The sequence below is a fragment of the Geobacillus zalihae genome, assembly GCF_030414215.1.
Taxonomy (GTDB): Bacteria; Bacillota; Bacilli; order Bacillales; family Anoxybacillaceae; genus Geobacillus; species Geobacillus zalihae.
Window position 1 is genome coordinate 2,893,448 of record NZ_CP129217.1, and the last position, 14,538, is coordinate 2,907,985.

At 57.5% G+C, this 14,538-nt stretch carries 13 protein-coding genes; 4 read left to right on the top strand and 9 right to left on the bottom strand.

Annotated elements, in window-relative coordinates; translation table 11 throughout:
* Positions 1 to 80: 80 nt before the first annotated feature.
* The 4 genes from QWV57_RS14580 to QWV57_RS14595 all read right to left on the bottom strand — a co-directional run bounded on the left by QWV57_RS14580 (position 81) and on the right by QWV57_RS14595 (position 5,157).
* Positions 81 to 2,039, bottom strand: a complete 1,959-nt coding sequence (locus QWV57_RS14580) for a beta-propeller fold lactonase family protein (protein WP_015375670.1) — start codon at positions 2,037 to 2,039, stop codon at positions 81 to 83.
* Between the two features lie 96 nt (positions 2,040 to 2,135).
* On the bottom strand, positions 2,136 to 4,214 hold the full coding sequence (locus QWV57_RS14585; protein ID WP_015375671.1) for a hypothetical protein: 2,079 nt from the start codon (positions 4,212 to 4,214) through the stop codon (positions 2,136 to 2,138).
* 145 nt (positions 4,215 to 4,359) lie between these two features.
* Positions 4,360 to 4,848 (bottom strand): hypothetical protein, encoded by a 489-nt coding sequence (locus QWV57_RS14590; RefSeq protein ID WP_015375672.1) that lies wholly within the window; start codon positions 4,846 to 4,848, stop codon positions 4,360 to 4,362.
* A gap of 18 nt (positions 4,849 to 4,866) precedes the next feature.
* A complete protein-coding gene (locus QWV57_RS14595; protein WP_013524471.1) occupies positions 4,867 to 5,157 on the bottom strand; it encodes a DUF2325 domain-containing protein in 291 nt (96 codons plus the stop codon).
* Positions 5,158 to 5,482: 325 nt separating this feature from the next.
* Between QWV57_RS14595 and QWV57_RS14600 the strand changes: the two genes are divergently transcribed.
* Positions 5,483 to 5,644, top strand: a complete 162-nt coding sequence (locus QWV57_RS14600) for a DUF1540 domain-containing protein (protein WP_015375674.1) — start codon at positions 5,483 to 5,485, stop codon at positions 5,642 to 5,644.
* Between the two features lie 65 nt (positions 5,645 to 5,709).
* Positions 5,710 to 5,907, top strand: coding sequence for a hypothetical protein (locus QWV57_RS14605; RefSeq protein WP_015731616.1), 198 nt, complete (start codon positions 5,710 to 5,712; stop codon positions 5,905 to 5,907).
* 306 nt (positions 5,908 to 6,213) lie between these two features.
* Here QWV57_RS14605 and QWV57_RS14610 read toward each other — a convergent pair whose 3' ends face one another.
* From QWV57_RS14610 to QWV57_RS14630, 5 genes are all read right to left on the bottom strand, one after another.
* On the bottom strand, positions 6,214 to 7,686 hold the full coding sequence (locus QWV57_RS14610) for an o-succinylbenzoate--CoA ligase (protein ID WP_129447141.1): 1,473 nt from the start codon (positions 7,684 to 7,686) through the stop codon (positions 6,214 to 6,216).
* Between the two features lie 105 nt (positions 7,687 to 7,791).
* The gene (gene menB / locus QWV57_RS14615; protein WP_011232345.1) at positions 7,792 to 8,610 is read right to left on the bottom strand and encodes a 1,4-dihydroxy-2-naphthoyl-CoA synthase; all 819 of its coding nucleotides are present in this window, start codon (positions 8,608 to 8,610) and stop codon (positions 7,792 to 7,794) included.
* A complete protein-coding gene (gene menH, locus QWV57_RS14620) occupies positions 8,611 to 9,423 on the bottom strand; it encodes a 2-succinyl-6-hydroxy-2,4-cyclohexadiene-1-carboxylate synthase (RefSeq protein ID WP_033006475.1) in 813 nt (270 codons plus the stop codon).
* An 11-nt stretch (positions 9,424 to 9,434) separates the two neighbouring features.
* Positions 9,435 to 11,168 (bottom strand): 2-succinyl-5-enolpyruvyl-6-hydroxy-3-cyclohexene-1-carboxylic-acid synthase, encoded by a 1,734-nt coding sequence (gene menD, locus QWV57_RS14625; protein WP_015375677.1) that lies wholly within the window; start codon positions 11,166 to 11,168, stop codon positions 9,435 to 9,437.
* Positions 11,161 to 12,537, bottom strand: a complete 1,377-nt coding sequence (locus tag QWV57_RS14630) for an isochorismate synthase (RefSeq protein WP_033006477.1) — start codon at positions 12,535 to 12,537, stop codon at positions 11,161 to 11,163. Before QWV57_RS14630 ends, menD begins: the two co-directional genes overlap by 8 nt.
* Before the next feature lie 168 nt (positions 12,538 to 12,705).
* On the opposite strand from QWV57_RS14630, the gene QWV57_RS14635 reads away from it, so the two are divergent.
* Both QWV57_RS14635 and QWV57_RS14640 read left to right on the top strand, forming a co-directional pair.
* The gene (locus QWV57_RS14635; RefSeq protein ID WP_081133201.1) at positions 12,706 to 13,635 is read left to right on the top strand and encodes a 1,4-dihydroxy-2-naphthoate polyprenyltransferase; all 930 of its coding nucleotides are present in this window, start codon (positions 12,706 to 12,708) and stop codon (positions 13,633 to 13,635) included.
* An 86-nt stretch (positions 13,636 to 13,721) separates the two neighbouring features.
* Positions 13,722 to 14,531 carry a yteA family sporulation protein gene (locus QWV57_RS14640; RefSeq protein ID WP_301100019.1) on the top strand — a complete coding sequence of 270 codons (810 nt, stop codon included), beginning with the start codon at positions 13,722 to 13,724 and terminating at the stop codon, positions 14,529 to 14,531.
* The last annotated feature ends 7 nt before the right edge of the window (positions 14,532 to 14,538 follow it).

Here is a 14,538-nt window from a genome sequence, read left to right on the forward strand (position 1 = left end):
GTGGGACACCTTCCTTTATGACGGTGCTATCTTCTGCCCTGCAGAAAGAAAAGCCCCCTTTTCCTCACCCATCACTCTCACTATTGCAGCGAGCGGACATAGGCCGCAATGGCCGCAATTTCTCCCGGCGTCAATGTTTGCACTTCTTTCGTCCGATGGCGCCGGATTGCTTCCTCGATCGTTTTCGCGCTGCCGTCATGCAAATACGGGGCTGTCGCCCATACGCCGCGCAGCGTCGGCGTATCCCACTGCTTGGGCGTCCGCGGGTTTGTGAACCGGGCGCGGGCGTCGCCTTTGGAGGCGCGGTCCTTCGGATTGGCCGTGCCGATGTCGTGCAAGTAGGCGGTATTGGCAGTCGTCAATTTCCCGTCCGGCCCGACCGCCTTGACGCTGTCGGTGAAATACTCGCCCCCATGGCAGCTTAAGCAATTCCCTTTCCCGTTAAACAGGCGCTCCCCTTCCTTCGCTTCCGCCGTCAAGCTGCCGTCGCGGTTCCGGTACGGGCTTTTCGGCACGGGGAACGAGCGCGGGTCGTTCAAGTAGGCGAGAATGGCGTCAAACATATGCTGGACGTTCGGCGGCAGCGGCTTGGACGGGTCGATCGCCGTCATGCCGCCCATCTCGCCTTGCACGGTATGAATGTAGTCGGTAAAATCGTCGCGCGACCCATCCCACATAAACAGCCCGGTTTTCGTCGCCAAAATATTGCTCGGCACGTTGCGCGGCCCTTTCGCCGTCATGAGCGTCAAGCCGTTGATGTCGCCGTCGCTATGGCACGAAGCGCAGCTCATCCAATTGTTCCCTGTGATGTTGATGGCAAACTCGTCGCTGTTGGCGCTGTAAAAGATCGTTTTTCCTTCACGCACGAGCGGGGAGAGCGAATCTTTCGCAATGAGGCGGATCGTGCCATCTTCCTGCTTCGCTTTCGCATATGGGCTTTTTCCTCCGGTTTTGATCACGGCCAAATCATGGCTCATGGCGTTGTGGACGTAAAGCGTCTTCCCATCCGGCGAAATCGCGATCCCGCGCGGATTGTTGCCGTGGATGCGGCGCAAAATTTGCGTCGCCTTGCCGCCGCGTCGCAAGTCAAAGACGACGAGGTCCTCGCTTCCAGACATGACCGCGTACGCTTTGCCGCCGTCCGGGGAAAACGCCACATCGTACGGATTGGAGACGATGATCGTCTCGTTATGAACATCCGTGACATTGATCGCGGCAAACAGCTCTTTCCGCTCGTCCGGCAACTCAACGTCTTTCGTTGCATCAATGACCGAGATGGCCGGAAAGACCGTTTCCTCAAATTGGATCGGCGTATCGATGTTCGTCAATAAGTGCGGAATATACGCTTTTTTGCCGTCCGAGGCGATGACGATTTGCTCAAGCGTGTTCGGAACGCCTTGGCTCTTTTTTCGATCGGCTTTGTCCGGCGACGGGGCGAGGGCGATTTCCTTGACCGCCCGCCGTTTCTTTGTGTCAATCACGGTGACTTTGGCCGCCAAATATTGCGTCACGTACAGCTTCCTTCCGTCCGCTGTCAGCGCCAGCGCCCGCGGCCGATCGCCCGCTTGGATGTCTTTCGTCCGCTTCCCGCTCTCGGCGTCAAACACCGAGACCGTGCCCGAGCGGTAGTTGGCGACATATACTTCCGCCCCATCCGGACTGGTGACGATGCCGAACGGCTCGATCCCCGTTTTCCAACGGTCGACGACTTTCCGCTTGTCAAGCGACACGACGTCCACTTCATCATCGTACATGCAGGAAACATACAGTGTCCGTCCATCCGGGCTGAGCGCCAGCTGGCGCGGTTCGCGGCCGACGGGAATTTCCGCTTCCTTCGTTTTCGTTTTCGCGTTGATGATTGTCACTGTATCCACATCGATGTTGGCGGTGTAGACATAGCGCCCGTCGCTGCTTACGGCGATGTTGTCGCCGTGCGCCGGGGCATGTCTGACCACTTTCGGCTGCTCATGCCATGCCTTTTCGTCCTGACAGCCGGCCAACAGCGTGGCGATCGCCGCGGCGAACCACCATTTTCGCATTTCAATATTCCCCCGTTTTTTCACGAAAATGATAACCATCCTCAATTTTACAAAGAAAAGCGGCGAATCTCAATCGTATTCGCCGCTTTCTTTCTGTTATTTGTTGGCGGATCCAACGTTGACCTTGACCGTCCGCAACACCGGCGCCACGCCGTATGGGCCGCCGGCCGCCTGCACTTGCGGGACATGGTCATGATCGGTGTTGCCCAATTTTTTCCCTTTGATGTAGACATCTCCCGTATCCCAAAACTCGCTTGCCTGCATCCCTTCCTGAAGCGTCGGGCCGTCGACGATTCGGTCGTAAAAGTCGACGTAGCGGGAGATGATCGTTTCGCGGTCAAGGGATTTCGCCGTCTCATCCGCTTGGTCGTTGTTCAAGTTTTGCAAGGCCACGCGGAACACCCCCGACAACGCGCCGGCGAGCCACGGGGTGTACTTGTCCTCTTTTTCTCCCGTATGGTACACGTGCCATTTTTGATCCCAAAAATGTTTGTTCATTGCCTCATAAACACGGCGCGCCGCATCGCGGTATGCTTCGTCTTTCGTCGCCAAAAATGCCGCCGTCAGCCCGCGGATCGCGCCAAGCTGGGCAAGAAGCGTCGGCTCGTCTTGATCCGGCCCTTGGCCGATCGTATAGCCGTTTTCGACAAGTCCGTCTTTTCGCATCAAGTTGTGCATGATAAAATCCGCTTGCCGGCGGATGAGCTCGAGCGCCCGCTTTCCTTCCGGCGTGCCGAGCCCTTTGGCGCTCTCTCCGCTCGCATAGCCGACCGGCATCCCGTCAATCGCCCGTTCGAAGATGCGGAGCGCTTCCATTGTATAGCCGGCTTGGAACGTATCGACCCGATTTCCTTGCGTTCGCCCGTCATGTTCGGTCACAAACGCGCCCGCTTTTTCATTGAAATGCATGGCATCGATGTTGCGAAACACTTGCAGCAGCACGTCGCGGTTGACGGAATACGGGTCGTCGGCCACGCGGTCGTTCGCCGTCGTCGCGTCAAGGTTTTCCTTTGGCGCGCTTGGGAACGGTTTTCCGTCAAACACGGCCAAAAACGCGGGGTTTTGGTTTTTGTTTTCCGGCCGCTGGTCGGTCATGCCGAAAAACTCCGCCGCCGGCCATAGCATGAGCCATTGGTCCTCAAGCAAGCTGCGGGGATCTTTGACGACCAACTTCGCCGCATCCGGCGCCAGCTCGCTTCCCCCTTCAGCCACTTCCACCGCGTGCGGCAAATAGACAAATCCCCCGCTTGGGTTGTAGCGGCTGCCGGCTGCCTTCGTCAACGCCTGTTGCTTCGCATCATAAAATAAATGGTCACGGATAAAAGCCAGCTTGTTCCATATTTGTTCCGTCAAAATCATCCCTTGCATCCCGTCGGCGGAGCTGACGCCAAGAGCGATGTTCCCGCTTTGATCGTCGTTTGGCGTTTTCGCCTCCACCTCTTCATCGCTGTCTTTTTGATGAAAATTCCCCAAAAAGTCGCCGGCCCAAAGCGCTTGCTTCAAAAAGACGCCGCCGTAAGCCGATGGCGTGAGCACTTTGTCCATTTTTCCGCGATCCCAGCGAAGCGATTGGAAATCGACTTGATAGACGGGAACATATGTACCGTCATCATTTTCCGCATACACGCCCGTGTCAACCTTTTGTGCATAATGCGGATCGCCGCCGGCGTACTCGATGAAGGTTGGGAACATGTTGCGGAAAAGTTCCTCGCGCGGATAGCCGACGCTGTCCGCAAGCTCATAAAAACGGTCGGCGAGCGCCTGATCGGCTGGCTGATGCCGCTGTTCGGCCCGCTGCTTCGCGATCGGGCCGTTGATGAGATGAAGCCCCAGCCCTGACTTTTCCGTCACTTCGTACATCGCCTCTTCGGAATACTCGTATGACTCGATGCCAGCCGTATAGTCGAATTTCGTCGGTTTATCAGGTTTTCTCGCGTCAAGGGTGTCCAAATCAAGCCCGAGCCCTTCAGCGAGCGGTTCGCCCGAAAGTTCAAATTCCGAGTAGGCAAACATATTGCCGGCCGTATCAAAATGATCGTCCGCCACCGGCACGTGCAGGCGCGGCGCTTCCGATGAACGGCCGTTCTCTTTCTCCCCGACGGCGGAACAGCCGGACGCCAAAAGCAGCGAGGCCGCCGCCGACGTGGCCATGACTTTCCAAGGCATGCGTTTCATGGCTTGCTCCTCCATTTTTAAAATAACGATTTTCATTCTCACTAACGTTTATTATACGCCGTCCCTTCCTCTTTGTTCAAGCCAAAATTGATTCGACAACGCTTTGCCTATAAAACGGCGCTTTTCATGCCTGTGGTCCTTCCATTCAAGCCGAAAGCCACTCAACGCGGCGTCCGCCCGTCCATAAAAAGCAGCATTCCAGTTCGTTCGGGCAACATCCGATCGCGTCCCTGCATAAGGACGACGCCGTTTCTTTGCATCGCCGAATGGCTTCCTCTTCCTCGCACCACAGCAGCACACGAACCCGGTCGCGGTAAACGATGTACAACGCTCGATCCGCCTCTTCCCCCAATCCGCCGTCCGCCAACAATAGCGGCTTGCACGCCGCCTCTTCCATCGAACCAAAAAACTGCAGCAAATGATCCGTCACCTTGGCCAACACTAGTGCATAATGCAACGGCGTCGGAAACATCGACAAAGGAAGGAGCGAACGGTGCTGATCAATCAGCCGGAGCAAGCAAAGCGGAGACCGCAGCGAAGGCGCGGTGTCGCAATACGCTTGAATGACGCGGCGAAGAAACCGGCGCAGCGCACACGGCCAGACATCCAACGTCTCGTGATGGATAGGCACCATGGCTCGCCTCCTGTTTGTTCATGCATGTTTTTCCAGCTGCTCCAACACGGCGTTGATCGAGCTCCATGACCGTTTCGCAAAATAAATAGGCTTGTCTTTGCTTTTCGCCTTCTCTTTCACTTTCTTCGCCAAATTATGGTTCACGTAATCGATCATGACCAATATGGCGTCGACATGCTCCGGAATGTCGCGTTTCACCATATTCACTTTTCGTCCATTGAGATGAATGATTTCCCGGAATCCGGAACGCTCCAATTTATCGGTAATATGGCCTAAATGATCCGCTCCAACGACAAGAAGCGATGCCATCATAAAATCCTCCTTTGTTCTCTTCTTTTTTCTCTTTTATTTTAATTGAGAATGATTTTCTGTGTCAATTAAAATAAGAAAGATTTTCATCTATTTTTAGGCCATGATGTCCTCTTCAACAGCGGCACGAGGCAAACACCATTTCTGCACGAAGCCCTTCTTTCCATTTGGGACAGCGTGAAGCAACGGGCGCAACGGAAGCTGTCGATTGCCCCTGCCTCCGTTGATCCCAAGCGGGAGTCTTCTCGGTTAGAGATGGATAAAATGCCTGCAAATGCGTCAAACTATAGATGCGGGCGATTTCATCACGACAAGGGGGATGACCATGGCGAAAGATGTTCTTTGCGAAGTGCGCAACTGTCGTTATTGGGCAGAAGGGAATCGCTGCAGCGCTGAAGCCATTTACGTGGTCAGCCATGCCGGAAACATGGCGTCTGATTCCACGGAAACAGACTGCAAAACGTTTGTTCCGGCCCATGAAGCATAATGCGAGACCAACGAGGCGCTGCCCGGCCGACCGGGCGGCGCTTGCATCGTTCGAGGGGGATGACGATGGACAAACGCGCCAGCCTCATTCAAGCGCTGCAAACGGAAATGAAGCGGGCCGCTTTAGGAACATACCCAGCTTGCATCGACTCCTTCGCCCGTTTGTGGGATTATGAGTTCGGTTCGTTTGATCAGCTCCCACCTGAGATTGAACGGCTCGTCGCCCATCGGGCCGCTGAACTCGGGTGGATGGATGACGTTTGAGGGCCGTCCATTTCGAAACCAACGCCAGATGGAGTAAAAAACATCGTTGGATGGCCATCCCTATGTTTCCATCTGCGCGATGGAAATCGGCCGTGCAAGGGATGACGTTTGACTGCCGTCCTCCAACAGGGGACAAAGCGGATGGATGAAGCTGGATCGCAGCGGTCTAAAAGCAAGGGCTTCGATTCGGCGAACGCCATGCCTCCCGGTCGGAACGCCGCAGGAATGGCAGCGGCAAAAAGGCAGGAAACTCGGCCTAGGCGAGTTCCTGCCTTTTCTGCTTCCGAACAGATGTTTCTACTCCTATCAAAATGTTTGTTCTGTTTTTGGAATGAGCCTTTTCAGTTCGCGGCGCAGCAGTTTTTGCGCGGCGTTGCGCGGCAGTTCGTCGACGAAGTAAATGCGGGCCGGCACTTTATATTTCGCCAGCCGCTCGCGGCAAAACGCGCGAAGGGCCGCTTCGTCTGGCGACGCTCCGCGTTTCAGGCGGACGAACGCATACGGCACTTGCCCCCACGTTTCATCCTCGACGCCCGTCACCCCGGCTTCTTCCACATCGGGATGCGACAGCAGCACCGCCTCCACCTCAGCGGGATAGACGTTTTCGCCGCCGGAAATGATCAAGTCAGAACGGCGGTCAAGGACGTACAAAAATCCCTCTTCATCAATATAGCCGATATCGCCGGTAAAAAACCAGCCGCCGCGGATCGCTTGCGCCGTCGCTTCCGGGCGATGCAAGTATCCTTTTGTCACATTCGGCCCTTTGACGACAATTTCTCCCGCTTCATGCGGCGCAGCCGGCTTTTCGTCTTTTAGGATGCAAAGCTCCGCCGGAAAAAGCGGCTTGCCGGCCGAACCGAGCTTCGTCAAACTGTATTCCGGCGCGAGCGTTGCGATTTGCGACGCCGTTTCCGTCATCCCGTACGTCTGGTACACCGGAATGCCTTTTTCTTTGCACGCCTCAAGCAGCGGGCGCGGCGCCGGCCCGCCCCCTAGCAGCATGCAGCGGAACGTATCGGGGTAGCGCGCTTCCCCGAGCTCCGATATCATCCGCTGAAGCATGGCAGCCACGACCGACATGATCGTCACGTCGCCGCGCATGATCCATTCGTTCGCTTCCTTCGGGTCGAATGACGTTTGCAGCCGCATCGGCATGCCGTAAATGACGCTGCGCATGGCGATCGACAGGCCGCTGATATGAAACAGCGGCACGGCGGCCAGCCAGCAGTCGCGCTCATGCAACCCTAAATTGAGCGCCGAACCGACGGCGCTCCACCAATGATTGCCGTACGTTTGCAAGACGCCTTTCGGAGTGCCGGTCGTCCCGGACGTATACATGATCGTGGCGGTTTCCTCCAAATCGCATGTTTCCTTGAAGGAAACGTCCGCTTCGGGCAACGCGGCCAACGCACCGACGGTCAGAACGCGCCCGTCGCCGTCAAGACTCCCGGCCAGCTCCTCATCGGCGATGACAAGCCGCGCGCCGCTGTCATCCAGCTGCCAGCCAAGCTCATAGGACGTCAGGCGCACGTTTTGCAGCAGGACGCGGGCGCCGAGAAAAAACAACGCATGGATGATCTCGATCATCTCGATGCGATTTTTCATCAGCAAGGCGACAATATCTCCTTCCTTGACGCCCGCCCGCGCGAGGCGCCGCGCCCAGACGGCAGCCGCTTCATACAGCTCGGCAAACGTTTTGGTCCGCCGCCCGTCGCTCACGGCGATTCGCTCCGGGGTTAAAAACGCCCGCTGCTTCAGCCAGTTTGGCATCGTTGTCATCTAGCGTTCCTCCTTTCTTGCCGCTCTCGCCCATCGGCCATCATTCCTCGCTTTGAAAAAGCGGCAAAAAGCAGCTTGATTCTTCATCAAGCTGCTTTATTCCCATCACGGAAAGCGCGGGAATTGGCTGAAGTCCGGCTTCCGTTTTTCTTTGAACGCCCGCATGCCTTCCTTCGCCTCTTCGGTCGTGTAGAAGAGAAGCGTCGCGTCGCCGGCGAGCTGTTGGATGCCGGCCAAGCCATCGGAGTCGGCGTTGAACGCCGCTTTTAAGAAGCGAATGGCCGTCGGGCTTTTCTCCAAAATTTCCTGCGCCCATTTGACCGTTTCTTCTTCAAGCTGCTCAAGCGGCACGACTTTGTTGACCAGCCCCATTTCGAGCGCTTCTTGCGCCGTGTACTGACGGCATAAATACCAAATTTCCCGCGCCTTTTTATGGCCGACGATGCGGGCCAAATAGCCGGCGCCATAGCCGCCGTCAAAGCTTCCCACTTTCGGCCCGGTTTGGCCGAAGATGGCGTTGTCCGCGGCGATCGTCAAATCGCAGACGACATGAAGCACATGCCCGCCGCCAATGGCGTAGCCGGCGACCATCGCAATAACCGGCTTCGGAATGACGCGGATGAGCCGTTGCAAATCAAGCACATTGAGGCGCGGAATTTCATCCTCGCCGACATAGCCGCCATGGCCGCGCACTTTTTGGTCCCCGCCCGAGCAAAACGCCTTGCCGCCGGCGCCGGTCAAAATGATGACGCCGATATTCGAATCATCGCGCGCTTTCGTAAACGCATCGATCATCTCGTTCACCGTTTTCGGCCGAAACGCGTTATGTACTTCCGGACGGTTGATCGTAATTTTGGCGATGCCGTTGTACGTTTCGTAAATAATATCCTCATAGTCGTACTGCTTCACCCATTCAAACGGCATTTACACTTCCCCCTTTGTCATGAATTCACTTACTATTTTAGCAAAAATGCCGGGCTGTTCCACGTGAATTGCATGTCCGGCTTCTTTTACACAGATAAGTTCGCTGTTGGGCAGCCGCTCGTGCATTTGGGCAGCGATGCGGCAAAACTTCTCATCGTGCTCCCCGCAAACAAGGAGCACAGGCATGGCAAGTTCGCCAAGCCGCTCCCAAAACGACGGCTGCACGCCGGTCCCCATCCCGCGCAAACTGTTGGCAAGCCCCGTTGCCGTATGACGGAGCCGCTCGCGGCGAATCGCCGCCCGCACCGAATCCGGAAGCGCCTGCTGAGTGGCAAACAGCGGGATTTTTTCCCAATCATCGACAAAAGCACGGACGCCTTCCGTTTCGATCTTTCGCGCCAACGCCTCATCCGCTTCCCGCCGCGCGCGCCGCTCCTCCTCTGTCTTCAAGCCGGGCGAACTGCTTTCCAGCACTAAGCGGCGAACGCGGTGCGGATGCCAAACGGCGAACGCCAACGCGAGCCGGCCGCCCATCGAGTAGCCGAGCACGTTCACTTGTTCGACGCCCCATTCGTCAAGGAGCGCCGCCAAGTCAGCCGCCGCGTGTTCGATCCGATACCGTCGGGCGTCCTTTGGCGCCTCGGTCCGCCCATGGCCCAACAAGTCGACGGCCATCACACGGAAGTCCGGCCAAAACGGGGCGAGCGGCCGCCACGTGTCCGCGCTGCCCGTAAACCCGTGAAGCAACAGAAGCGGCTCTCCTTCTCCGTATTGTTCCGCATGGTAACAAACCCCATTCACCATCATGGTCATGCCAATCCTCTTCATTCGAGACATTTCGCGATTTCCCGGGCAACCTCGTTCCACAACAATCGATGCATTCGGACATTTTCCGCGCGCGACGTGCGCACTTCAATGACATGAAGCCCGCCTGACGACAGCGATTCCGATACATGGCGGCGGAACTCCGCCCAATTGTGCGGCACCGTATGGCGGCCGCCGTACATCTCGACGGCGTGGGCAAACGACAAATCCGTCGGCGTGCCAAACAGCGTTTCAAACGCCCCTTTATGGCGCGCCTGCGGCAAAAACGAGAAAATGCCGCCGCCGTTGTTGTTCAACAACACAATGGTAGCTGACAACGAATGCATCTTCGCCGCCAACAAGCCATTTAAATCGTGGTAAAACGACAAGTCGCCGATCACCAGCACAAGCGGGTTCGCGGCAACGCTTGCGCCCAAGGCGCTCGAGACGACTCCGTCAATGCCGTTGGCGCCGCGGTTGGCCAAAACGCGAAGCGGCTTGTCCGTCGCAAAGAGAAACGTATCCGCATCGCGAATCGGCATGCTGTTGCCGACAAACAGCGCCGCCCCGGCTGGAAGCAAATCGGCAAGCTCCGTGAACACGTTCCCTTCAAACCATTCTTCTTTCGGCAGATGGCGCTCAAGCGCCGCGCGGGCGATCGCGTTCATCTCGCGCCATATCGCCGACCACGCGCTTTTGTTTTCTTTCGGTTTCGCCCATTCAAGAAGCTGGCGGCAAAGAATCCATTCATCACTCTGAACGAAGCTGTCCGCGGACAACGTCGGATCACGCCAGCCGCCGTCGTCGACAACAATTTGACGAATCGCGCGATGGCGCTTGAGCCATAAAAAGAGCGGCTTCGACACCGGCATGGCGCCGAACCGAAGCACCACATCCGGAACAAGCTTGGAAGCGGCGGTTTCCTCCCGCAATATGGCGTCATAGCTGTCCAGCACGTACGTTTTGTCATGCGTACCGGCGCGCAACTGGGAAAGCGGATCGGCCAAAATCGGAAAATCAAGCGCCCGCGCCAACTCGGTGACCGCCTCGGCAAACCCAGGGCGATCGAGCGGCCCGCAGACGATCAACCCGCGTTCCGCCGCCGATAGCTGCTCATACAGCGCCGATACGCTCTCTTGCGGCAGCGCTGGGCGGCCGCGCCATACTTGCGGCGCTCTCGAAACGGACCGCACCCGCTCCCAAACCGCCTCATCGATATGCGGGACAAGCGGCTCGCGAAACGGCGCGTTCACATGCACAGGCCCGCACGGTGCACCGGCGGCCGTTTGGACGGCTCTTGCCGCCATCGTCCGCGCGTATCGCAGCATATCATCCGCCTCTTCCGGCAGCGCCAAGTCCACAAACCACTTGGCGTAGCGTCCGTATAAGTGCAGCTGATCAATCGCCTGCGGCGCCCCGACATCGCGCAGTTCATGCGGCCGGTCGGCCGTCAGCACCACGAGCGGCACGCGCGAATAGTATGCCTCGACAACCGCGGGCCCATAGTTGGCCGCCGCCGTTCCGGACGTGCATACGAGCGCGACCGGACGCTGCTTCGCTTTCGCCAAGCCGAGGGCGAAAAACGCGGCCGACCGCTCATCGATATTCATATATAGTCGAAGGCCAGGGTGGGCCGCCATCGCCATCGCAAGCGGCGTCGAGCGCGAACCGGGGCTGATCACCGCCTCCGCCACCCCGGCCTGCGCCAATCCGTCCACCAATGCCGCTACATAAACAGACAAGGCATCAGCCATCGTTCATCACTCCCAACGCCGATAACATCGGAGCCATTTTCACATTTGTCTCTTCATATTCGCTGTTTGGGTCGGAATCGGCGACAATGCCGCAGCCGGCAAATAGCATGGCTTCCTTCCCGGCGAGCAAGGCGGAGCGAATGGCGACCGCCCATTCCCCATTGCCTTCGCCATCCACCCAGCCGATCGGCGCTGCATACCATCCGCGGTCAAGCGGCTCAAGGGCGCGGATCACCTCCAGCGCCCGATCGCGCGGCGTTCCGCCGAGCGCGGGTGTCGGATGCATCATTTCCACTAAGCGGAGCACCGAGCGCTCGCGGCAGCCACGGCCGACAACCGGAGTGCATAAATGCTGGATGTGCGGCAGCTTGAGCAGCTGCGGCGCGGGCGGCATCTCGACCGTCTCGCAGACGGAAGAAAACAAGCGACCGATCATTTGCACAACAAACTGATGTTCTTCGTTGTTTTTTCGATCTGCCCGCAGCCAAGCGCCAAGCCGCTCGTCTTCCTCCATAGCGGCCCCGCGGCGCACCGATCCGGCGAGGCAAACCGACCGGCACATTTTCCCTTCTTTTTGGACAAGCTGCTCAGGGGAAGCCCCGATAAAACAGCGGCCGTCCTGTTCAAACGCAAAAATGTAAGCAAACGGCTGCTGCTCGCGAAGCCGCTGGAGTACGGCCGCGGCATCCAACGTTTTGGCAAACGCCAGGCGCCGAGCGCGGGCGAGCACCACCTTGTCCAACGCCCCCGCCCGAATCGAGGCGATCGCTTCGCGAACAGCCGCCAACCATCGTTCTTTCTCTTCTTCTTCGTCTGACACAAGGCGCGGAAGCCGCTTTGGAGCGGCCATAGGGTCGCTGATCCGCTCAAGCAAGCGCCCGACCCGCTCCCAGTCCCGTCCTCTTTTGTCCGTTGGGACGGTGACGGTCAACGTCGTTTTGCCGTTTCTTACGGCAAGAAGCGCGGCCGGCGCCACGAGCTTCCCGGCCGGAAAGCCGCGCCACATGTCGGTGCCCGGCCGATAGGGGTCAAACGAAAATCCGCCAAACAATAACGGCGGCGCATCGGCCGCGCCGTATGGCTCCATCTCCTTCTCCCATCGGCGCCGGCCCGCTTCCACGTCATCAAACCGGCTGTCGGCCTTCTCCGTTTCGATCGCATAAACGGAGCCGAGGCCGACCAATATCGTGCCTCCGGTTCGATCCGCCCAAAAAAACCGTTCGCGGAAGCCGCATGACGGCCCTTGCATAAAAAAAGAAACCGGATCAACGCCCTCCCACGGTTCCGTCCAGCTGACAAACGGCCGCCCTGCATTCACCGCCAATCTATGCAATTGTTGCTGCAGGTGATGTCGAAATCCAATCGCCACGTTCCTCACGCTTTCTGTCGTAAAATTCCCCCTCCATCCCCACTTCCCATTATAATATAATAGGAAATCATTTATCTATCGGGAAGGGTTGACATGCTTTCAACGTTTGCCTACACTTATTTTGGACATAAACGAATGACATTTTCACAGAATCTAAGGGGAATGAATATGCAATCATTCACACATATGGACCATCGCCCGCCGGCGCGCCGCGACTGGCGCGTCTTTTGGCGGCTGACGCGCCCGCATACGCTGACGGCGGCATTTGTGCCCGTATGCGTCGGCACGGTGCTGGCGCTTGGCGAAACATCGATTGATTGGCTGCTGTTTGCCGCGATGATGATCGCCTCTTTGTTGATTCAGGCGGCGACGAACATGTTCAACGAATACTACGATTATCAACGCGGCCTCGATTCACCGGAGTCGGTCGGCATCGGCGGCGCCATCGTCCGAGACGGCCTCAAGCCGAAAACGGTGCTGGCGTTGGCGTTTGGCTGTCTTGGGTTGGCTATGCTCATCGGCGTCTACATTTGCGCCGAAAGCAGTTGGTGGCTCGCCGTTGTCGGAACGATTTGCATGGCGGCCGGTTATTTTTACACCGGAGGGCCGGTTCCGATCGCCTATACGCCGTTTGGCGAACTGGCGGCTGGGTTTTTTATGGGCTTTGTCATCATTTTGATTTCATTTTTCATCCAAACGGGCCATATCAGCGGCGGCGCCGTGCTCACCGCCATTCCGATCGCGATTTTGGTCGGCGCCATTTTGCTGGCGAACAATATTCGCGACTTGGACGGCGATCGTGAAAAAGGGCGAAAGACGCTCGCCATTTTGATTGGCCGCGATTGGGCCATCCGCCTGCTCGCCGCCATGTTCGCCGTTGCCTTTCTTTGGACGGCCGCGCTTGCGGCGTTTCAGATCGTGCCATTTTGGGCGCTGCTCGCTTTATTGAGCATTCCAAAAGCAATCGCCGCGACGCGCGGATTTATCGGCAAAATCAAGCCGATCGAGATGATGCCGGCCATGAAGGCGACGGCGCAAACGAATACACAGTTCGGCTTTTTGCTCGCCGCTGGCTTGCTCATTGCCCATTGGCTGTAACACGGTCAACATGACCGTGTTTTTTTTTTGATTTTCGCCCATACTACACCATATAGACGCTACTGCGAAGGAAGGGATTGCGACTGATGCTGACGAACGAACAGCTTGCCGCCCTCCGCTCAAGACTGCTCGACATGAAACGGGAGACGGAAGACCGGCTGAAGCAAAACGACCATTTCGGCATGATCCGCAGCCACGCCCACGATGCGGTCGGTGAGCTGGCGAGCTACGACAACCATCCGGCCGATGAGGCGACAGAGCTGTATGAGCGGGAAAAAGATCTCGCCCTAAAGGAGCATGCCGAGCGCGAACTTCGCGAGATTGAACGGGCGCTTGGCGCCATCGCCGACGGCACATACGGAACGTGCCGCGTATGCGGCCGGCCGATCCCATACGAACGGCTCGAGGCGCTGCCGACAACACTCTACTGCCGCGAGCACAGCCCGGATCAAACGGTGTCGCAAAAGCGCCCGCTTGAAGAGGGCGTGCTCATGCCGCCGTTTGGCAAATTCGATTTCGATGACCGCACGGAATCGGTCGCTTACGACGCAGAAGATGCATGGCAGGAAGTAGCCCGCTACGGCACATCCGACACCCCTTCCGACCTTGGCAAAAACGTCGATTCCTACAGCGAAGTGTATGCCGAGTCGGAAGAGAACGTCGGCTATATCGAAGACTTGGAAAATTTCGCGGCCGTCGATTTGCATGGCCAACACGTACGTGTGTACCCGACGCGGGAGCATGAGCTGCTGGAAAACATATTGGATGACGAAGGCATCATGTCGAACATCGGCGATTTGCCGGCGTATGAAAAAGACCCGTATACATCGACAGACAGCTACCGCCGGTACGATGAAAGACCGTCCCAGCAGCATTTTGGGGAAACGACTCCATGAAAAAGGC